General features: G+C 68.4%; 12 protein-coding genes. 2 read left to right on the forward strand and 10 right to left on the reverse strand.

The features are described from left to right. Positions 1 to 249: 249 nt before the first annotated feature. From ACJH71_RS01585 to ACJH71_RS01615, 7 genes are all read right to left on the reverse strand, one after another. Positions 250 to 4,983: a PGRS repeat-containing protein gene (locus ACJH71_RS01585; RefSeq protein ID WP_406756276.1), complete on the reverse strand. Its 4,734-nt coding sequence runs from the start codon at positions 4,981 to 4,983 to the stop codon at positions 250 to 252. A gap of 319 nt (positions 4,984 to 5,302) precedes the next feature. Continuing rightward, the gene (locus ACJH71_RS01590; RefSeq protein ID WP_406756277.1) at positions 5,303 to 6,061 is read right to left on the reverse strand and encodes a deoxyribonuclease IV; all 759 of its coding nucleotides are present in this window, start codon (positions 6,059 to 6,061) and stop codon (positions 5,303 to 5,305) included. 62 nt (positions 6,062 to 6,123) lie between these two features. Further along, complete coding sequence (locus ACJH71_RS01595; RefSeq protein ID WP_406756278.1) at positions 6,124 to 7,605, reverse strand: glutamate--cysteine ligase; 1,482 nt, start codon at positions 7,603 to 7,605, stop codon at positions 6,124 to 6,126. Between the two features lie 164 nt (positions 7,606 to 7,769). Further along, complete coding sequence (locus ACJH71_RS01600) at positions 7,770 to 11,720, reverse strand: DNA-directed RNA polymerase subunit beta' (protein ID WP_406756279.1); 3,951 nt, start codon at positions 11,718 to 11,720, stop codon at positions 7,770 to 7,772. A gap of 38 nt (positions 11,721 to 11,758) precedes the next feature. Further along, positions 11,759 to 15,283, reverse strand: a complete 3,525-nt coding sequence (locus ACJH71_RS01605; protein WP_406756280.1) for a DNA-directed RNA polymerase subunit beta — start codon at positions 15,281 to 15,283, stop codon at positions 11,759 to 11,761. 385 nt (positions 15,284 to 15,668) lie between these two features. Then, on the reverse strand, positions 15,669 to 16,721 hold the full coding sequence (locus tag ACJH71_RS01610) for an ABC transporter ATP-binding protein (RefSeq protein ID WP_406756281.1): 1,053 nt from the start codon (positions 16,719 to 16,721) through the stop codon (positions 15,669 to 15,671). Between the two features lie 95 nt (positions 16,722 to 16,816). Beyond that, positions 16,817 to 18,331: a carotenoid oxygenase family protein gene (locus tag ACJH71_RS01615; protein WP_406756282.1), complete on the reverse strand. Its 1,515-nt coding sequence runs from the start codon at positions 18,329 to 18,331 to the stop codon at positions 16,817 to 16,819. Positions 18,332 to 18,391: 60 nt separating this feature from the next. Here ACJH71_RS01615 and ACJH71_RS01620 point away from each other — a divergent pair, with 60 nt between their 5' ends. Continuing rightward, a complete protein-coding gene (locus ACJH71_RS01620) occupies positions 18,392 to 19,111 on the forward strand; it encodes a TetR/AcrR family transcriptional regulator (protein ID WP_406756283.1) in 720 nt (239 codons plus the stop codon). A 51-nt stretch (positions 19,112 to 19,162) separates the two neighbouring features. On the opposite strand, the gene rplL is transcribed toward ACJH71_RS01620, so the two are convergent. The 3 genes from rplL to ACJH71_RS01635 form a co-directional block, all read right to left on the reverse strand. Next, a complete protein-coding gene (gene rplL, locus ACJH71_RS01625; protein ID WP_308485633.1) occupies positions 19,163 to 19,549 on the reverse strand; it encodes a 50S ribosomal protein L7/L12 in 387 nt (128 codons plus the stop codon). A 53-nt stretch (positions 19,550 to 19,602) separates the two neighbouring features. Next, on the reverse strand, positions 19,603 to 20,229 hold the full coding sequence (rplJ, locus tag ACJH71_RS01630) for a 50S ribosomal protein L10 (protein ID WP_406756284.1): 627 nt from the start codon (positions 20,227 to 20,229) through the stop codon (positions 19,603 to 19,605). Between the two features lie 260 nt (positions 20,230 to 20,489). Beyond that, positions 20,490 to 20,930: a DUF1772 domain-containing protein gene (locus ACJH71_RS01635; RefSeq protein WP_406756285.1), complete on the reverse strand. Its 441-nt coding sequence runs from the start codon at positions 20,928 to 20,930 to the stop codon at positions 20,490 to 20,492. Between the two features lie 71 nt (positions 20,931 to 21,001). Between ACJH71_RS01635 and ACJH71_RS01640 the strand changes: the two genes are divergently transcribed. Then, entirely contained in the window at positions 21,002 to 21,325 is a 324-nt protein-coding gene (locus ACJH71_RS01640) for a winged helix-turn-helix transcriptional regulator (RefSeq protein ID WP_406756286.1), read from the forward strand. Positions 21,326 to 21,353: the final 28 nt, after the last annotated feature.

The following is a 21,353-nucleotide window of genomic DNA, read 5'->3' on the forward strand; positions in this document are numbered from 1 at the left end:
GGGAGGTTCCGGGCTGTGACCGCCGTCGTTTTTGGGCGCCGGACTAAGGGCTGCGCAGTCCCCCCACACCATGCTGGTGTCGCTCAGGCATTTGGACCCCCTCCAGTCCCGAGTCGTCTGCGCAGCTGCCGCGGTCACGGCGCTTAGCAAAGTTGTAGCACACAACCGACCCAATGTCGCCTACTAAGCGCCAAATCAGTCAAAACGGATGTTTTCTGGCGCACCAGCGCCCGGGCAGAACCCGTGGTTCTACCCGGGTATGCCGGCTTGGCCGGGGGTGCCATCGGCGCCGCCCGCTTCGCCCGGCGTGCCGCTGGGGCCGGGGCCTTCCGAGCCGGGACCGGTTCCGCCAGCACCTCCGCGGCCGCCCGCGCCGTCGCCGTTGGGGCCGACCAGCCCGCCCTGCCCGCCGGCTCCGCCGGCGCCACCCCAGCTGCGTTCGAACGCATCGCCGCCAGTGCCACCGGCACCGCCGACGCCGCCGACCGCCCCGGCACCCTTGGCGTCACCGCCGTCGCCGCCGGCGCCGCCACGGCCGCCCGAAGCCCAGCTTGACCCGGAGTCCCAGGAGTCCAAGTACTCGGCGCCGGTGCCGCCGCCACCACCACCGCCACCACCACGGCCACCGTCGGTGCCGATCCCGCCGCTGCCACCGTTTCCTCCGGGGATGGCTTTCCCGCCGCCACCGTTGCCGCCGTGGCCGCCCTGGCCGTTGATCCCGCCGGTACCGCCGTTCCCGCCGGTTCCGCCGCGGCCGCCCTGGCCGGTCTCGTGGCCTCCCGATGGACCGACTCCGCCTGCCGCACCGCCAGCACCGCCGTCGCCGCCGTGGGCGCCGTCACCGCTGCCGATGCCGCCGTCGCCGCCGCGTCCGCCGTCGCCGCCGTGCGCGCCGTTGCCGCGGTCACCGCCGGCACCGCCGGCCCCACCGGCGCCGCCGGACTGCACGCCGTCGGCGGTAGCGGGCGCCCCGTCGCCGCCCTTGCCCCCGTTGCCGCCGGCACCGCCGGCTCCGGCGTTGCCGGCATGACCGTCGGGAGCCCGGGTGCCGTCCTCCCCGATGCCGCCGTGACCGGCGTTCCCCGCGGCGCCGCCGTACTGGCTGCCGGCACCGCCGTTGCCACCCTGGCCGGCTGCGGCACCGTTGCCGCCGCCGGCCCCATTACCGCCGTCGCCACCGGCCCCACCGTCACCGCCGTTGCCAGCGTCGCCGCCTTGCCCGCCGGCGCCGTGGCTGGCGTTGCCGCCTTGGCCGCCGTTGCCACCGACGCCGCCGTTACCGCCGTCGGTGCCGTCAGTGCCGTTCCCGCCGGAACCGGCCTGGGCGTCGGTGCCAGCCGCACCGTTGACCGTCCCACCAGTCCCGCCGGTCCCGCCGTCGCCGCCGTTGCCGGCCTGGCTGCCGCCAGCGCCGCCGTTTCCGCCAGTGCCACCGGCGCCGCCGTTCAGGCCGACACCGGCGCCGGAGCCGCCCGTACCCCCCGCGCCACCGGTCCCGCCGTCGCCGATCGCCGCGGCGGCACCACCGTTGCCTCCGGTCCCGCCGGCCTGAACGGTCGTGTTGCCGGCGGGGTCGGTGATGATCTGGCCGTCGCCACCTTTACCGCCGGTGCCGCCGACACCGTCCTGGCCGACCGCGCCGTCGCTACCGGCTGGGACGTGCCCGGGCGTACCGGAGCCGCCGGGCGCCCCGGCGCCGCCGTCGCCGCGGACACCGCCGGTCCCACCGTCGCCGCCGTGGCCGGCGCTGGCACCGTCACCACCGCCGGCGCCTGCACCGCCTTGTCCGCCGATCCCGCCGGCGCCGCCCTGACCACCGGTCCCGCCGATGCCGCCTACACCGAACGGGGCCTGGGTACCGCCGACCTGACCGCCGGCACCACCGTTGCCGCCGGCGCTGGCCGCGCCACCGACACCGCCGTTGCCGGCCGTGCCGCCGTGGCCACCGTCGCCACCGCTTCCGGGTGCGGCATTGGCGCCGTCGAGACCGGCGCCGCCGGCGCCGCCTTGACCACCGACGCCACCATTGCCGCCGTTACCACCCGCGCCGGGTACCGGAATGCCGAGGATGACCCGGCCGTTGCCGCCGGTCCCGCCGTCACCGGCGGCACCGGCCTTGCCTCCGGCACCGCCGTCACCGCTGACGCCCACGGTGCCGTTGGTGGCGCTGCCGCCCTGGCCGCCGACACCGCCGTTGCCGCCGGTCCCGCCGTCTCCGCCGTCGCCGCCCACACCCCCGACGAAGGGTTCCACATCGGCACCGTCGCCGCCGCGGCCACCGCTGCCCCCGGTGCCGCCGACGCCACCGGTGCCCCCCGCCCCGCCGTTGCCGGAGATCGAGCCGCCTGCACCGCCGGCCCCGCCTACTCCTCCCTCACCCCCGGTCCCGCCGTCGCCGCCATTGCCGGCAACCGGGTTCATCAAGTTCCCGTCGGCACCCCGCGGACCGGCCGTGCCGACGCCGCCGCTACCGCCGGTGCCGCCCTGGCCGCCGCCGCCGATCGAACCCGCCACCCCGCCGCGTCCTCCCGCACCACCGTTCTGCGCTCCGCCGGGCAGCACCTGCCCGTCGCCTCCCCTGCCCCCGGAGCCGCCATCGCCGCCGGTACCGGCTTGTCCTGTGGCACCACTGGCGGCCGGTCCGCCGGCCCCAGCGCCGCCGCGCCCGGCCACCCCGGCCTGCCCGAAATCGGCGCCGTTGCCGCCGGCCCCACCGGCCCCAGCAGTGTCACCGGTACCGCCACCGGCACCGGCGCCACCGGCGCCCGCAACACCGGCATCGCCCCCGTCACCGGCATTGCCGCCGTGGCCGCCGACACCCCCGGTCGAGACGCCGCCGGCGCCACCATGACCGCCGGCGCCACCGGAACCGGCGCCACCACCGTTACCGCCAGCCGCACCCGAATCCGCGGCCGCATCCCGACCGACACCACCGTCACCACCACGACCACCGACCCCGGCGTTACCACCCGCGCCCCCGTTGCCCGTGGTCGCAGCACCACCGACACCACCGTCACCACCGCGGCCGGCGGCAAGACCCGCACTGCCGTTGCCGTCAGTTCCGGTCAGCCCGTTCGCCCCGTCGGCACCGGCACCACCAGCACCGCCGGCGCCACCGTTCGCGCCACCGCCGGCGGCACCCCCGACACCACCGGCACCACCGTTCTGGGCAACCGCCGCACCGCGGGCGTCGGTGATCACCACACCGTCAGCACCCCTCCCGCCGGCACCGCCATCGGAATCGGCTCCGACCGAACCCGCGGCACCGTCGCCAGCGGCCGTGCCCGCCGCACCACCGGCGGCACCAGCACCGCCCCTACCACCGGACCCGGCGGTGTCACCAGCACCACCACCGGCACCGGCACCACCGGTGCCCGCGATTCCGGCGTCCCCACCACTGCCGGCGTTGCCGCCGCGTCCGGTCGCGCCGTGCGCCGCCGTGCCGCCGGCGCCCCCGGTGCCACCGGCCCCACCGGCACCGGCGTGGCCGCCATCACCGCCGGCGGCACCCGACCCCGCGGCCGCATCCCGACCGACACCCCCATCGCCGCCGCGACCGCCTGTCCCGGCGTTACCGCCCGCACCACCGTCACCCGCCACACTGCCGCCGGCCCCACCGACCCCACCGGAGCCGCCGTGCCCGCCGGCCACGCCCGCGGTGCCGTCCCCGTCGGCACCGGTCACCCCGTTCAGCCCGCCGGCTCCGGCACCGCCGATACCACCGGCACCACCGTTGCCGTGATCCCCGCCGGCACCACCGACACCACCGGCACCGCCGTCGGCCGGAGTGCCGTCGGACAGCAGGCTGGTCCCGGCGATACCGGCGCCGCCGGCACCGCCGGCACCACCGTGGCCGCTCAGGACGGCGCCCGGCTGTACGAAGCCGGCGGCGCCGATGTCACCGCCACGGCCACCGGCCCCGCCGTTGCCGCCGCCCAACAACCCGTCGCCCCCGGCACCGCCGGCGCCGCCCTCGCCGGCCAGGCCGGAATAGTTGCCACCTTGGGCGAACAGCAGTGGGCTGGCGCCCAGGTGCAGCCCGAAATGTCCGCTGCGCCCACCGACGCCCGCGTCACCACCGGCGCCACCGGCGCCACCGTTGCCGCCGGGACCATCGGGTGGCGACACACCCGCACCGCCAGCGCCACCGACACCACCGTTGCCGCCCAGCCCGCCGGTGCCGATGATCCACCCGGCGCGGCCACCGCTGCCGCCATGCCCGGCGTCGCCGCCGGCAGCACCGCCGGTACCGGCCAGGCCCGCACCTCCGGTGCCGCCGGCACCACCGAACCCGAACCACGCCCCGGCGTCGCCGCCGGCACCGCCGATACCACCGGCCAGCGCAGTGGTGCCGACGCCGCCAGCGCCACCGGCCCCGCCGTCACCGAACAGCCACCCGCCCGCGCCCCCCGCACCGCCAGCCGCAGCGGCGGCCCCGATACCGCCGGCACCACCATTGCCGAACATTCCGGCCATCCCGCCGACGCCACCGGCGCCGCCGTCGACCCCGGCCGCGCCGGTTCCGCCGTCGCCGAACAGGAATCCGCCGTCACCGAGGTCGCCGAACAGACCCGAACTCCCCAGGATCGACTCGTTGGCTCCGGTGAACCCGTCGATCCCGTCGCCGATCAGACTGCGTCCGAACAACTCGATGAACGGTGTGTTGATCAGGCTGAGCAGCTGCTCGTTCTGACCGATGAAGTCGTCAACAAGGTCGTGCAGCGGCAGGTAGAAGAGGTCGTGGTACCAGCCGGCAACCGCCACATCGAACGCACCGAGCGGATCCGACCAGTCGATGTCGGCCACGCCGAATCCGGGCGCCGCGGACGCCTCTGCGGCGCTCGCGACGATTCCGTCGAGAAACTCATCGGCGATATCCGCGTGCGCTACCGGCGTCGTCCCAAACGCCAGGAACGCGGCAACCGCCGAGCCCGCGCCCACCGCACGACGACCACTGGGGAACCGACCTACCGCACGCGACATTCGGAGCCTTCCGTCAGAGCTGTGAAACGCCGATCACTGACACAGCAAACTGTCAGTATTCACGCGTCGATACATAACATCACTTATATAGCTCGCACAACCGATTGGGCGAATTCATCGCAAAAATGCGCCTGAACTGCGCAAACGATTGCGTTACACGATGGTCCACCCAAGCCCCAACGCGGCCATAAACTGAATGGGAGCTAAGCAAATATCTCGGCTTGGAGGCCCTCAGGCTCCGTCAGGTTGATATCCGTCCACCTGCGCGGAACCGACTGGCAGGTAGCGCACCGACGATCACCACCGGTGTGTGGGAGGGCTACCGCAGCCGGTCTTTGAGGAACGCTATGTCGGCCTTGCGGCCCTCTTCTGCGGTCTCGCAGATGACCGGGGCGCCGGCGGCCTCAACCACCGCGACCAACAGGTCCGGCTCGATCTGGCCGGTACCGAAGTTGGCGTGCCGGTCGCGCCCGGAGCCGGGGGCGTCCTTGGAGTCGTTGCAGTGCACCAGATCGATGCGTCCGGTGATGGCCTTGATGCGCTCCACCGCGTCGGGCAGCGATTCCCCGGCCGCCCAGGTGTGGCAGGTGTCCAGGCAGAACCCGACGCCGGTGTCGCCGATGTGGTCCCACAGTTTGGCGATGGTGTCGAAGTGCCGGGCCATCGCATGATCACCGCCGGCGGTGTTCTCCAGGTACACCGGGACGCTGGTCTCCAGCCGGTCCAACGCCTTGCGCCATCGAGCGAACCCGGCCTGCGGGTCGTCGTCATCGGCGGTCACGTGTCCGCCGTGCACGATCACCGCGACGGCGCCGATGTCGGCGGCCGCGTCACAGGTCTGCTGCAGGATGGTGCGCGACGGGATACGCACCCGGTTGTTCGGCGAAGCCACGTTGATCAGGTACGGCGCGTGCACATAGATCGGCAGCGCCGCCTCGCGAAGCTGCGCCGCGTCCTCGCGCGGTTTGGGGGGCTTCCAGCTCTGCGGGTTGCCGAGGAAGATCTGCACCACGTCGGCACCCTCGGCTTCGGCGGCAGCCAACGGATTCTGCGGGCGCACATGGGATCCGATCAACACGGCGGTCAGCCTAGTCCGGCGACGATGCGGGCGAGGGACGAGCCGGTTGAGGAGCCGGACAATCAGGCCAGTCCGGTCGGCCAGGTATGCACCGGCTCGTTGGTGTGCATGTGCCTGCAGTACCGGCTCAGCATCTCCGCCAGCGCCTCGGGCCGACTCAGGCCCTGAGCCTGCAATGCGCGGACCGTCGACACCTGCCAGGTGGCGCCGTTGCGTCCCGTCGCCGCCCGATCCGCGATGATGCCGAGGAACCGATCGGCCACCTCGGCGGCAACACCCCACTCGTCAAGGCCTTGGCGGGCCAGTGGCAGCAGCTCGCGCTGAGTCAGTTCCGCCACACTCACCTCGCCCAGCTCCGGCCAGAACAGTCGCGCGTCCATGCCGTGGCGAGCGGCCCGGCGAAAGTTGTCGTGCGCCACCGCAAAACTCATCTGGGTCCACAGCGGGCGCTGCTCGCGGGCCAGGCTGCGCAGCAGACCGTAGTAGAAGACCGCATTGGCGACCATGTCGGCGACGGTGGGGCCCGAGGGCAGGACCCGGTTCTCCACACGTAGGTGCGGCCGTCCGTCGACCACGTCATAGACCGGGCGATTCCAGCGGTACACGGTGCCGTTGTGCAGACGCAGCTCTGCCAGTTGCGGGGCGCGTCCCTGCGCGAGTTCGTCGGCCGGATCCTCCTCGGAGACCTCGGGCAGCAGCGACGGGAAGTAGCGCACGTTCTCCTCGAACAGGTCGAAGATCGACGTAATCCACCGCTCCCCGAACCAAACCCGGGGCCGCACTCCCTGGTTCTTCAGTTCGTCGGGACGCGTGTCGGTGGACTGGGTGAACAGCTCGACCCGGGTCTCCGCCCACAGGCGGTGGCCGAAGAAGTAGGGAGAGTTGGCACCGATCGCCAGTTGTGGACCGGCCAGCACCTGCGCGGCGTTCCAATGGTTGGCGAACTCGGCCGGCGAGACCTGCAGGTGCAACTGCATGCTGGTGCACGCCGACTCCGGAGCGATGTTCTCTGCATGCAGGTTCAGTGGTTCGGGGCCGTCGATGTCGATATCGATGTCTTCGCCGCGCGCGGCGAAGATCGAGTCGTTGAGTGCTGCATAGCGTGCCGAATCGCTCATCCAGTCACCGGCCAGATGCTCGGGCATCAGCGTCGGCAAGATGCCGATCATGACAATGCCCGCGTCGTGTTTCCGGGCCTTGGCCTGCGCGTCGTTGAGGCTGGCCCGCACCTCTGCTTCCAGATCCAGTGCGGCCCGCTCCGTGAACTGGCGGGGCGGCACGTTGAATTCGATGTTGTAGGAACCTAATTCACGTTGAAATGCCGGATCGTCGATCGACGACAACACGCCGGCGTTCGCCATGGCCGGCCGGTAGTCGTCGCCGATCAGGTTGCCCTCGATCTCCATACCGGTCAGCGGCGGCTCACACTCGAAGCTGGCCTGCGCCAACATCGTCTCGAAGACGTCCAGGCACTGCTGAATCTTGTGCCGGTATTGGCGGCGCTGGGTGCGGGAGTAGCTGGTGCGGTCGACTTCGTCCCCCATCTCAACGATGCAACCTGGTCGGCTGCGGGGCCGCAACCCGGCGCGTCCGCCGAGTGTGAATCCTGCGACACGACACGCCGCGGGGACGTCGCAGGATGCACACTCGGCGACAGATACGAAAAGAACCCCGGGGGTATACGCCCCGGGGCTCTTTTCGTCGTCGACTAGCGGTAGTCGCTGTACCCGTAGTCGTCCAGCGGAACCGCGGCACCGGTGGCGGCGCCGAAGTCCGGGCTGTAGTACTGATCCTCGTAGGACGGGATCGTGTACGCAGCGGCCCGGGCCTCTTCGGTGGGCTGCACGGCGATGTTGCGGTACCGGTTGATACCGGTGCCGGCCGGGATCAGCTTGCCGATGATCACGTTCTCCTTCAGGCCCTGCAGCTTGTCGCTGCGGCAGTTGATCGCCGCATCGGTCAGCACGCGGGTGGTCTCCTGGAAGGAGGCCGCCGACAGCCACGAGTCGGTGGCCAGCGACGCCTTGGTGATACCCATCAGCACCGGACGTCCGGCCGCGGGCTCCAGACCCTCGGCCACCACGCGACGGTTCGCGGTCTCGAACTCGGCCCGCTCGGTCAGCGAACCGGGCAGGAACTCCGTGGCGCCCGAGTCGATGATGGTCACCCGGCGCAGCATCTGCCGGACGATCACCTCGATGTGCTTGTCGTGGATCGACACACCCTGGGCCCGGTAGACCTGCTGGACCTCGTTGACCAGGTGGATCTGCACCTCACGCGGGCCCTGCACACGCAGCACCTCGTGCGGGTCCGCCGAGCCCTCCATGAGCTGCTGGCCGACCTCGACGTGGTCGCCGTCAGACAGCAACCGCTCCGAGCCGTCCTCGTGCTTGAACACGCGCAGCCGCTGACGCTTGGGCAGCTTGTCGTAGACCACTTCCTCGCCACCGTCATCCGGCACGATCGTGATCTTGTAGAACTTCTCGCCCTCTTCAAGCTGCACCCGCCCGGCGACGTCGGCGATCGGCGCCTTGCCACGCGGAATCCGGGCCTCGAACAGCTCCTGCACACGCGGCAGACCACCGGTGATGTCGTCACCGACACCACCCTGGTGGAAGGTACGCATGGTCAGCTGAGTACCGGGCTCACCGATGGACTGGGCGGCGACGATGCCGACCGCTTCACCGATGTCGACCAGCTTGCCGGTGGCCATCGATCGGCCGTAGCACGTGGCGCAGACCCCGGTTCCGGTGGCGCAGGTCAGCACCGAACGCACCTTGACGCCTGTGATGCCGGCAGCCAGCAGGGCCTCGATCGACGGGTCGCCGAGGTCGTGACCGCGCTCGATGACGACCTTGCCCTTCTCATCGACCGCGTCGACGGCCAACGTGCGGGCGTAGGCCGACGTCTCGATGAACGGGTTGCGGATCAGCGATCCATCCGCGGCCACCTCGGCGAGGTCCACCATGATGCCGCGCTCGGTGCCGCAGTCGTGCTCGCGCACGATCACGTCCTGAGAAACGTCGACAAGACGACGCGTCAGGTAACCCGAGTCAGCGGTACGCAACGCGGTGTCCGCCAAGCCCTTTCGAGCGCCGTGGGTGTTGATGAAGTACTCCAACACCGTCAGGCCCTCACGGAACGAGGACTTGATCGGGCGCGGGATGAACTCACCCTTCGGGTTGGTCACCAGACCCTTCATGCCTGCCAGCGTCCGGGTCTGGGTGAAGTTACCCGTAGCACCGGAGTCGACGATCGTGATGATCGGGTTGTCGGCCGGGTAGTGGTCACGCAGCGCCTGACCCACTTCCTCGGTGGCTTCCTTCCAGATCTCCACCAGCGCCTCGTTGCGCTCTTCGCGGTTGAGAGCACCACGCTGGAACTGCTTCTCCAGCTTGTCGGCACGCTCCTCGTAGGAGTCGAGGATCTCCTTCTTGCGCGGCGGCACCAGCACGTCGGCCATCGAGACCGTGACTCCCGAACGGGTGGCCCAATGGAAGCCGGCGTCCTTGAGCTTGTCGACGGTCTGGGCGACCACGATCATCGGGTAGCGCTCGGCCAGGTCGTTGATGATGACGGCCTGAACCTTCTTGTGCATCTGCTTGTTCACGAACGGGTACCCGGTCGGCAGCAGCTCGTTGAACAGCACCCGGCCCAGCGTGGTCTCGGCGATCCAGGCGCCGCCCGGACGCCAGCCGTTCTCGCCGAACAGCTCGGTCTCCACCTCGGCCGGCGGCCGCAGCTGGTCCAGACGCACCTTGATCTTGGCCCGCACGGAAAGCGCACCGCGGTCGACAGCCATGATCGCCTCGGCCGGCGAGGAGTACACACCGGTCTCCGGACGGTCCTTGGCGGCCGGGGTGTATTCGCCTGCGTCACCGGAGATCTCGGTGGTCAGGTAGTACAGCCCGGTAACCATGTCCAGTCGCGGCATGGCCAGCGGACGGCCCGAGGCCGGCGACAGGATGTTGTTGCTCGACAGCATCAGGATGCGGGCCTCGGCCTGCGCCTCGGCGCTCAGCGGCAGGTGCACGGCCATCTGGTCACCGTCGAAGTCGGCGTTGAAGGCCTCACACACCAGCGGGTGCAGCTGAATTGCCTTGCCTTCCACCAGCTGCGGCTCGAAGGCCTGGATACCCAGGCGGTGCAGCGTAGGTGCCCGGTTGAGCAGCACCGGGTGCTCGGCGATGACCTCTTCGAGGACATCCCACACCTGGGGGCGCTGCCGCTCCACCATCCGCTTGGCGCTCTTGATGTTCTGCGCGTGGTTGAGGTCAACCAGTCGCTTCATCACGAACGGCTTGAACAGCTCCAGAGCCATCAGCTTGGGCAGACCACACTGGTGCAGCTTGAGCTGCGGACCGACCACGATGACCGAACGGCCCGAGTAGTCGACACGCTTGCCGAGCAGGTTCTGACGGAACCGGCCCTGCTTGCCCTTGAGCAGGTCGGACAGCGACTTCAGCGGACGGTTGCCCGGTCCGGTGACCGGCCGGCCGCGGCGGCCGTTGTCGAACAGCGCGTCGACGGACTCCTGCAGCATCCGCTTCTCGTTGTTGACGATGATCTCGGGCGCACCGAGGTCGATCAGTCGCTTGAGGCGGTTGTTGCGGTTGATGACCCGGCGGTACAGGTCGTTGAGGTCGGACGTGGCGAACCGGCCACCGTCGAGCTGCACCATCGGACGCAGCTCCGGCGGGATCACCGGCACCGCGTCGAGCACCATGCCCATCGGGGAGTTACCCGACTGCTGGAAGGCGGCGACCACCTTGAGGCGCTTGAGAGCACGAAGCTTCTTCTGCCCCTTGCCGTTCTTGATGATGTCGCGCAGCAGCTCGGCCTCGGCGTGGATGTCGAAGGTCTCGATCAGCTTCTGGATCGACTCCGCACCCATGGCACCGGTGAAGTACTCGCCGTAGCGGTCCACCAGCTCGCGGTAGACGGTCTCGTCGACGATCAGCTGCTTGGGAGCCAGCTTGACGAAGGTGTCCCAGATGTTGTCGAGGCGGTCCAGCTCACGCTGCGACCGGTCGCGCAGCTGACGCATTTCACGCTCGCCGCCGTCGCGAACCTTGCGGCGCACATCGGCTTTCGCACCCTCGGCCTCCAGCTCGGCCAGGTCGGCCTCCAGCTTCTGGGCGCGGGCTTCCAGGTCGGCGTCCCGCTGGTCCTCGACAGCCTTCTTCTCGACGACCATCTCGGCTTCCAGCGTGGACAGCTCGTTGTGGCGCATCTCGGTGTCGACACTGGTGATCACGTAGGCCGCGAAGTAGATGATCTTCTCGAGGTCCTTGGGCGCCAGGTCCAGCAGGTAGCCCAAGCGCGACGGCACGCCCTTGAAGTACCAGATGTGGGTGACCGGGGCGGCCAGTTCGATGTGGCCCATCCGCTCACGACGCACCTTGGCGCGAGTCACCTCGACGCCACAGCGCTCACAGATGATGCCCTTGAAGCGCACCCGCTTGTACTTGCCGCAGTAGCACTCCCAGTCGCGAGTCGGTCCGAAGATCTTCTCGCAGAACAGGCCGTCCTTCTCGGGCTTGAGCGTGCGGTAGTTGATCGTTTCCGGCTTCTTGACCTCACCGTAGGACCATTGCCGGATGTCCTCCGCGGTCGCCAGGCCGATGCGGAGCTCATCGAAGAAGTTGACGTCGAGCACGTAACTCCCTTTCCCCTTGCGGGTTTAGTAGCGAGTAATTAAGCGAGGTCCTCAACAGAGGCGGATTCGTTGCGGGACAGGTTGATTCCCAGGTTGGCGGCTGCCCGCTCCAGGTCCTCGTCCTCGCCTTCGCGCAATTCGATCGCCGCACCGTCCTTCGCCAGCACCTCAACGTTGAGGCACAGCGACTGCAGCTCTTTGAGCAGCACCTTGAAGGACTCCGGGATACCCGGCTCGGGGATGTTCTCGCCCTTGACGATCGCCTCGTAGACCTTGACACGGCCGACCGTGTCGTCGGACTTGATCGTCAGCAACTCCTGCAGCGTGTACGCCGCACCGTAGGCCTGCATGGCCCAGCACTCCATCTCACCGAACCGCTGGCCACCGAACTGCGCCTTACCACCCAACGGCTGCTGGGTGATCATCGAGTACGGGCCGGTGGAACGGGCGTGGATCTTGTCGTCCACCAAGTGGTGCAGCTTCATGATGTACATGTAGCCAACGGTCACCGGGTACGGGAACGGCTCACCGGAGCGACCGTCGAACAGCATCGCCTTGCCGTCACCGTTGACCATGACCTCGCCGTCGCGGTTGGCCAGCGTCGAGGAGAGCAGACCCTGCAGCTCCTCTTCGCGGGCACCGTCGAACACCGGGGTCGCGGTACGGGTGTCCGCTCCGGCCGAGTACAGCTCCTCGGGGAGCTTGTCCGCCCAGTCCGGCACGCCGGCCGCCACATCGATGTTCCAGCCGGTCTTGGCGATCCAGCCCAGGTGGGTCTCCAGGATCTGACCGATGTTCATACGACGGGGCACACCGTGGGTGTTCAAGATGATGTCGACCGGGGTGCCGTCCGGCAGGAACGGCATGTCCTCGGCCGGCAGGATCTTGCCGATGACGCCCTTGTTGCCGTGGCGTCCGGCCAGCTTGTCACCGTCGGAGATCTTGCGCTTCTGCGCGACGTAGACGCGCACCAGCTCGTTGACGCCGGCGGGCAGCTCGTCGTCGTCCTCGCGGGAGAACACCCGGATGCCGATGACCTTGCCGGACTCACCGTGCGGCACCTTCAGCGAGGTGTCGCGGACTTCGCGGGCCTTCTCGCCGAAGATCGCCCGCAGCAGCCGCTCCTCGGGCGTCAGCTCGGTCTCACCCTTGGGGGTGACCTTGCCGACCAGGATGTCGCCGTCGCGGACCTCGGCGCCGATGCGGACGATGCCGCGCTCGTCGAGGTCAGCCAGCACCTCATCGGAGACGTTCGGGATGTCCCGAGTGATCTCCTCGGCGCCCAGCTTGGTGTCGCGGGCGTCGATCTCGTGCTCCTCGATGTGAATCGAGGTCAGCGTGTCCTCCTCGACCAGCCTGTTGGACAGGATGATCGCGTCCTCGTAGTTGTGCCCTTCCCACGGCATGATCGCCACGAGCAGGTTCTTGCCCAGGGCCATCTCGCCGTTGTCGGTGCACGGGCCGTCCGCGATCACCTGGCCGGCCTCGACACGCTGGCCGGCGTCGACGATCGGACGCTGGTTGGCGCAGGTGCCGTGGTTGGACCGGTTGAACTTGCGCATCCGGTAGGTCTGCCGGGTGCCGTCATCGGCCATCACCGTGACGTAGTCGGCGGACACCTCCTCGATGACACCGGTCTTGTCGGCGACGATCACGTCGCCCGCGTCGATCGCGGCCCGCAGCTCCATGCCGGTACCCACCAGCGGCGCCTCGCTGCGCACCAGCGGAACCGCCTGACGCTGCATGTTGGCACCCATCAGGGCACGGTTGGCGTCGTCGTGCTCGAGGAACGGGATCATGGCCGTGGCCACCGACACCATCTGGCGCGGCGAGACGTCCATGTAGTCGACCTCGGCCGAGGACACGTACTCGACCTCGCCACCCTTACGACGGACCAGAACGCGGTCCTCGGTGAAGCGGCCGTCGTCCTCCAGCGGCGAGTTGGCCTGCGCCACAACGTGGCGGTCCTCCTCGTCGGCGGTCAAGTACTCGATGTCATCGCTGACCACACCGTCGTTGACCTTGCGGTACGGCGTCTCGATGAAGCCGAACGGGTTGACCCGCGCGTACACCGACAACGACCCGATCAGACCGATGTTGGGGCCTTCCGGGGTCTCGATCGGACACATCCGGCCGTAGTGGGACGGGTGCACGTCACGAACTTCCAGGCCGGCCCGCTCACGGGACAGACCACCCGGGCCCAGCGCCGACAGGCGGCGCTTGTGGGTCAGACCCGACAGCGGGTTGTTCTGGTCCATGAACTGGGAGAGCTGGCTGGTGCCGAAGAACTCCTTGATCGCGGCGACCACCGGGCGGATGTTGATCAGGGTCTGCGGCGTGATGGCCTCGACGTCCTGGGTGGTCATCCGCTCGCGGACCACGCGCTCCATCCGGGACAGCCCGACCCGGATCTGGTTCTGGATCAGCTCACCCACGGTGCGCAGACGCCGGTTGCCGAAGTGGTCGATGTCGTCGACCTCAACGGGAACCTCGACGCCGCCCGGCACCGTCATGGTGGCGGACTGACCATCCTGAGCGGCCTGGTGCAGGCGCACCAGGTACTCGATGGTGGCCACGATGTCCTCTTCGGTCAGCGTGGTCGGCTGCGACTCGCCCGGGTTGGCGGTCAGGCCCAGCTTCTTGTTGATCTTGTAGCGACCCACGCGCGCCAGGTCGTAGCGCTTCTCCTTGAAGAACAGGTTCTCCAGCAGGGTCTGCGCGGATTCCTTGGTGGGGGGCTCGCCCGGACGCAGCTTGCGGTAGATGTCCAGCAGCGCCTCGTCGGGGCTGGCGGCACTGTCCTTCTCCAGCGTCGACATCATGATCTCGGAGAAGCCGAAGCGCTCCCGGATCTGCTCGGAGGTCCAACCCAGCGCCTTGAGCAGGATGGTGACCGGCTGACGACGCTTGCGGTCGATACGGACGCCGACCAGGTCGCGCTTGTCGACGTCGAACTCCAGCCAGGCGCCGCGGCCCGGGATCACCTTCACCGAGTGCAGCGTCTTCTCGGTGGACTTGTCGATGTTGGCGTCGAAGTACACACCGGGCGAGCGCACCAGCTGGGAGACCACCACCCGCTCGGTGCCGTTGATGATGAAGGTGCCCTTCTCGGTCATCATCGGGAAGTCACCCATGAACACCGTCTGGCTCTTGATCTCGCCGGTGTTGTTGTTGATGAACTCCGCGGTGACGAACAGCGGGGCCGCGTAGGTCATGTCCTTGTCGCGGCACTCCTCGACCGGAGCCTTGACCTCGTCGAACCGCGGGTCAGAGAACGACAGCGACATCGAGCCGGAGAAGTCCTCGATCGGGGACAGCTCTTCGAGAACCTCTTCAAGGCCACCCTTGGGCGCAGCACCGGTCTGCTGGGCCCTCTTCTCGCGCCACTCCGACGCCCCGATCAGCCACTGGAACGAGTCGGTCTGCACGTCCAGCAGACCCGGAACCTCAAGCGGTTCGCGCAGCTTGGCAAAGGAGACCCGATTCGGGGCCCCGGGCACAGAACTATTGGGAGAATTCTGGGTAGTAGAAGCGTTCTTTTTGCTCTGGCGGGAGACTGCCAAGATGCATCCTTCCAGCACCTAATGCGGCCAGCGGATCCCGGCTCTCACCGGACCCCGTTCGCTGCGAATATTCGACCGTTGGTTCGGCTGGCGAACGATCTGTCCGGTCTCACGCACAGCCAAACCACGAGGTAACAAGCCAAAACGAGCCAAAACGTGACTCAGGCTGGTAACGCGGTGTTCGGGTGCGGGTAAGGGATGGGCAGGAGGAAGCCAGCGCAACGTCCAACAATAGCGCAGGCTGACGCAATCCTCAACTGCGATGTCCCGGGGCCCTGTCGGTGCTGGCTGACCTCCGCCGGGCTCTCCGCACGTGTGCTGGTGACCAGATTGGACCGTTTAGGTCCGTCCGTCAAGAGCTGACACGGCGCGAGCCTGCACGGATTCAGCCAGGCGGGGTCGGGATCGACGCGGTGGGAGCCTCTTCGTCTGCCGGGAACTCGTGCACGGCGTACTTGTGAGTGCCCTCGAGATCGTCCCGGATGGCCGCCTGCGCGTTGGGCGGCAGGGTGTGCAGGATCTCGCGCACCCGGGCCCTGCGACGTGCCACGCCCATGCGCTCCGGCAAGCCGGGAGTCGCGCTGAGCTGGGGCGGCACGCCCTCGATCTCTTCGACGCCGCCGTCGCTCTGGCCGGCGGCGATCATGGCCTCCTCGGCCGCCGCGGTCGCCTGGTCCTTCTCCTCGGACATGCCGATGGGACCGATGCGCCGGCCGTTGAGGAACTGGCGGACCACCGGCTCCTCGGACGTCAGCAGCACCTCGCGGGGCCCGAACATCACCAACTCCTTGCGGAACAGCATCCCGATGTTGTCCGGCACGGTGCGCGCGATGTTGATGTTGTGCGTAACGATCAAGATGGTGGCGTCGATCTGGGCGTTGATGTCGATCAGCAGCTGGCTCAGGTACGCCGTGCGGACCGGGTCCAGACCGGAGTCCGGCTCGTCGCAGAGGATGATCTTCGGGTCGAGCACCAGGGCGCGGGCCAGACCGGCACGCTTGCGCATACCGCCGGAGATCTCACCCGGGAACTTGTAGCCGTCATTAGGCATACCGACCATCTCGAGCTTCTCCATGACGATGTCACGGATTTGGCTCTCGGACTTCTTGGTGTGCTCACGCAGCGGGAAGGCGGTGTTGTCGTAGATGTTCATCGACCCGAACAGAGCGCCGTCCTGGAACAGCACGCCGAACAGCGTGCGGATCTCGTAGAGCTCCTTGGCCGAACACTGCAGGATGTCGGTGCCGTCGATGACGATCGAACCGCGCTCGGGGCGCAAGAGGCCGATCAGCGACTTCAAGAACACGGACTTGCCGGTACCGGAGGGTCCGAGCAGAACGCTGACCTCTCCCTCGGGAATAGTCATAGTGACGTCTTCCCAGATCCGGGCCGATCCGAAGGACTTGGTAAGCCCCTGTACCTCGATGGCGACACCCATTAGTGAGGTCCTTCCGCAACGTCTGTTCGTGCCACGACTGGCTTGTGGCTTGGGCCACTGTAGCGCACAGGTGCGACCCTTATCGGCGGTCCGCCTCAGTCGGCGGGTGTCCAATTGCCATGGAAGCCCATCGGAACCCGTTGTGGCAGGTGAACGGTGGCTACAGGCTCACAGGTCGCGGCGTCGAGTATGACTAATTGCCCCTCGTTCTGGCCGCGGTGGTGGCCCATTCCCATCAGAATGCCGTCGTCCTCGGCCAAATTCTCGTTCAAGCCCCCCGGGCGCGGCACGAATGACATCTCGCCGAGCACGAGCTGCGGGTCGATCGGAGCGGTGATACTCGAGCCGGTCAGGTAGTCGTGCTTGTACAGCGTGGTCGACATCTGGGCCTGGACGTCGCCGATGAAGCCGCCGTTGATCCCGACGGCGTAACCGAAGCGGTGCTTGGACCCCAGCAGCGCGTCGTTGATCCGGGGAAATTCCTGCGGTCGGTCATCACGAGACTCGGTGCGCACCGCGCCGGTGTCGAGGTTGATGGTCCAGCGGTCCAGCATTGGCGGGGCGTCGCCAGGGCCGCGCCGGTCGACGTCGAAGACCTTCGCGTAGCGCACCACGTCGAGCACCAGCAGTTCGTGCCCGGCCGGCGAGACCTCGGTGTAGGCGTTGAGCGGGTGGAAGACATAACAGGGCTCGACGTCGAACCACCGCACCTTCGGCTCGCCTTCACGCGGCATCACTCCGATGCGCGCCGGATAGTCGGCATTCCACGAGTACGGCAGCCCGCCCGGCGGCCGGCTGTCGCGATTGACCATCGCGGTGATCGGGCTGGGCACCCGAACCCGGCCGACCAGGCTGCTCAACACCATCCGTGCGGGCGCCTTGAGCCAGCGGGGCATGCTCACCGGCAACACCTGCGCCGAGTCGAAGGTGACCGGTAGGTCATAGACCACGACGTACTTCTCGGTCAGGGAGAAGTCGTGCATCATCGGCGAGCCGGTGACTTCGATGTCGACGGTGCGCCGGGCACGCCCGGCGGTGTCGATGACCGAGTACTGCACGGTGTTGCCCCGCGCGAACGAGTACGAGACGGCGTGCAACTCACCGCTGACCGGGTCGCGGTGCGGGTGCGCCGTGTAACCCCCGGCCAGGGTGCCGTCGAAGTCGCAGGTGCCCACCGTGTCGAGTTCCTCGGTGAGCTCATAGTTGGCGACGCCGCCTTCCACCAGCGCGAGCGTCTTGCCGGCATGGCCGAGCACATTGGTGTTGGGGCCGACGGACTGCATGCCGGCCCGCACGTCGATTCGGCCCGGCAGCGGTTCGCCCAGCGCGGCACAGACCGCCGGCGTGCGCACCCAGCGGTTGCGGTACCAGCGGGCCCGGCCATCGCTCAGCGCCACGCCGTGCACCATCGGGTCACCGGTGAACCAGTGATAGCTGGCCGGATCGACCTCGGCGACCGGATTGGGCCCGTTGCGCAGGTAGCGGCCGTCGAGATAGTCCGGGATCTGTCCGGTGACGTGCAGGTCGGTGGCAGTCAGCTCGGCCTGCACGGGCCCCATGACGCCCTCGAGATACGGGTTCGCGACGGGGGCTGTCTGGCTGGTCGTCATACCGACTCCTATAACATTGTTATTTCAACGTTATGAGCACCGTACGCTGGCTGTGAAACGATGGCAACCGTGACTTCGCAGCCCGAGCGGACCGTACGCGACGACCTGCTTGCCGCGGCCCTCACCCTGCTCGACCAGCACGGTCCCGACGCCTTGCAGACGCGCAAAGTGGCCGGCACAGCTGGAACTTCAACGATGGCGGTCTACACCCACTTCGGTGGAATGCCGCAGCTGATCGCGGCAATCGCCGAGGAGGGCCTGCGCCAGTTCGATGCGGCCCTGACGATCCCCGCCACCGATGATCCCGTCGCCGACCTCTTGGCCACCGGCATCGTCTACCGCAATTTCGCGATCGAACGGCCGCACCTGTATCGGCTGATGTTCGGCAGCACCAGCGCGCACGGCATCAATGCGCCCGCCCACAACATGCTCACCCTCGGTACCGCCCAGATAGACGTCGAGGTACCCAGCTTCGCGCACCTGGTCCGGGGCGTACACCGATCAATACAAGCGGGGCGGCTCACCGTGGCCCCGAGCGACACGGCCGACACCGCTGACGCCGCCGTGGTGGCGGCCGCCGCGCAGTTCTGGACGGTGATGCACGGCTTCATGATGCTGGAGCTGGCCGGCTTCTTCGGCGACGTCAACGACGGGCTGTCCGCGGCGATACAGGTGTTGAGCCCGATGACGCTCAGCCTCCTGGTTGCCCTCGGCGACACCCCCGAGCGGGCGGCACAGTCGCTGGCCGCGGCGGGCGCCGGGCTCAATACCGCCGAATAGCAGAAGCCCCCGGAACCTCGCGGGTTCCGGGGGCTTGCGCCGTAGTACGAACTACTTGACGGTCACGGTGGCGCCAGCCGCCTCGAGCTTGGCCTTGGCGTCCTCGGCAGCCTCCTTGGCGACCTTCTCCAGCAGCGGCTTGGGAGCGCTGTCGACCAGGTCCTTGGCTTCCTTCAGACCCAGGCCGGACACGACCTCGCGGACGACCTTGATGACGCCGATCTTCTTCTCGCCAGCCGACTCCAGGATGACGTCGAACTCGCTCTGCTCCTCGCCAGCCTCAGCGGCGGGGGCAGCGCCCGCGACGGCGGCCACGGCGACCGGAGCCGCAGCGGTGACGTCGAAGGTCTCCTCGAACTGCTTCACGAACTCCGACAGCTCCAGCAGGGTCATCTCTTTGAAGACGTCGAGCAGCTCTTCGGTGGAAATTTTGGCCATGATTTCGGTCCTTTCTGATTCCGGTTAGGGAAGTTGGGTTGGGTTGTGCCTAGTTATTCGGCGGCTTCGGCCGGAGCCTCGGCGGTCTCCGCCGGAGCTTCGGTCTCGGCCGGGGCCTCGGCCTCCGCGGGAGCCTCGGCCGGGGCCGCGGCAGCAGGTGCCGCCTCGGCAGGCTTCTTCTCCTGCAGCGCGGCCGCCAGGCGAGCCATCTGCGATGCCGGCGCGGCGAACAGTCCAGCAGCCCTGGACAGGTTGGCCTTCATGGCACCGGCCATCTTGGCCAGCAGCACCTCGCGCGACTCCAGGTCGGCGATGCGCTCCACCTCGGCGACGGTCAGCGCGCGACCGTCCATGTAGCCGCCCTTGATGACCAGCGCCTTGTGGTCCTTGGCGAACTTCTTGATGGCCTTGGCGGCATCCACGGGCTCGCCCTGGACGAACGCGATGGCCGTCGGGCCCGTGAAGAGCTCGTCGAGCCCTTCGACTCCGGCCTCGGCCGCGGCCAGTTTGACCAGGGTGTTCTTCGCCACCGCGTAGGTTGCCGCACCGCCGAGCGAACGCCGCAGCTCCGCCAGGTTCGCAACCGTCAGACCGCGGTACTCGGTGATCACGGTGGCGGCCGAGCCGTTGAACTGCTCGACGATCTCCGCGACGGCGGCGGTCTTGTCAGCCCGCGCCATGCATACCTCCTCGGTGTCGCTGTTGTTGTCTCAAAAGTTTGTTCCACCCGGGAAATAACGAACGCCCCGACGCAGGATGCGGTCGGGGCGTCACAATGTGTGCCGGCGATGCCGGTGCCTCGTCCTCCTGCGTGGGCCGCCGGGATGTTCCCGGACCTTCAACCGATTGCTCGGTGACCGACGGTCTGTGGTGGATCGCCACACACCATAGCGTGACGAGGGCCGATCGACCAAAACGGCGTCCGCCGACCCAGCCGGACCTAGGCCTGCACCACGCCGATCGCCAGCAGCACGAAGATCACCGCCAGCATCGCCACGCGCAACCAGTGCAGCCGATCCCAGCGCGCGGCAAGCACTCGGGACACCTCGTCGGGGGCACGCCAGGCCGCGATCTTGTTGTTGATCGGCACCAGCACCGCCACCGACAGGATCACGACGGCCACCATCAAGATCGCGCCGGCACCGATGAGCCAACGCTGCGAGCCCGCGACGGCGGCGACCCCCAGCAGCAGCGCGAACGAAGCCAGGTACCAGAACGGCATCACCTTCCCCAGCAGCCCGGCTCCGTCACCGCGCGCGACCCAGAAGGCGTCGTCGGGCAGGCGTCCGAGGATTGGGCGCAAAAACGCCGCCACCGCGAACTCCGAACCCAACAGGGTTCCGACCACTACCAGCGCGAGAATCTCCACAATCTGCTTCACAACAACCGACTGTGATGGCTATGCTGACAAAAAACAAGGTACTGACAAATTAGTCAGCATAAGGAGCGCTGGTGGCGGCATCGAAGACACTGATCAGCGACTGCCCGATCGACGCCGCACTGTCGGTGATCAATGGCCGTTGGAAGGGCACCATCCTGTGGCGCCTGGCCGACGGGCCGATGCGCACCGCCGAGCTACGCCGCAGCATCCCGGGGATCACCGAGCGAATGCTCATCCGTCATCTGCACGAGCTCGTCGCCGACGGCGTCATCGACCGCCATGACGCCGGCACCGTGCCGCCGTGTGTGCACTATTCGGTCTCCGAGTACGGGATGACGCTGGCCCCGGTGCTGGCCCAGCTCTGCGATTGGGGACGGATCCACCTTTCGCGTTGACTCGGGGCCCCCAGTGGCCAACCAATCG

The organism is Mycobacterium sp. SMC-15 (genome assembly GCF_045310925.1).
Taxonomy (GTDB): domain Bacteria; phylum Actinomycetota; class Actinomycetes; order Mycobacteriales; family Mycobacteriaceae; genus Mycobacterium.

Coding starts and splice junctions, on each gene's coding strand:
- ACJH71_RS01620 (WP_406756283.1), top strand. CDS start 18,392: ATGGCAACCGTGACTTCGCAGCCCGAGCGGACCGTACGCGACGACCTG.
- ACJH71_RS01595 (WP_406756278.1), bottom strand. CDS start 7,605: ATGGGGGACGAAGTCGACCGCACCAGCTACTCCCGCACCCAGCGCCGC.
- ACJH71_RS01615 (WP_406756282.1), bottom strand. CDS start 18,331: ATGACGACCAGCCAGACAGCCCCCGTCGCGAACCCGTATCTCGAGGGC.
- rplL (WP_308485633.1), bottom strand. CDS start 19,549: ATGGCCAAAATTTCCACCGAAGAGCTGCTCGACGTCTTCAAAGAGATG.
- ACJH71_RS01610 (WP_406756281.1), bottom strand. CDS start 16,721: ATGGGTGTCGCCATCGAGGTACAGGGGCTTACCAAGTCCTTCGGATCG.
- rplJ (WP_406756284.1), bottom strand. CDS start 20,229: ATGGCGCGGGCTGACAAGACCGCCGCCGTCGCGGAGATCGTCGAGCAG.
- ACJH71_RS01585 (WP_406756276.1), bottom strand. CDS start 4,983: ATGTCGCGTGCGGTAGGTCGGTTCCCCAGTGGTCGTCGTGCGGTGGGC.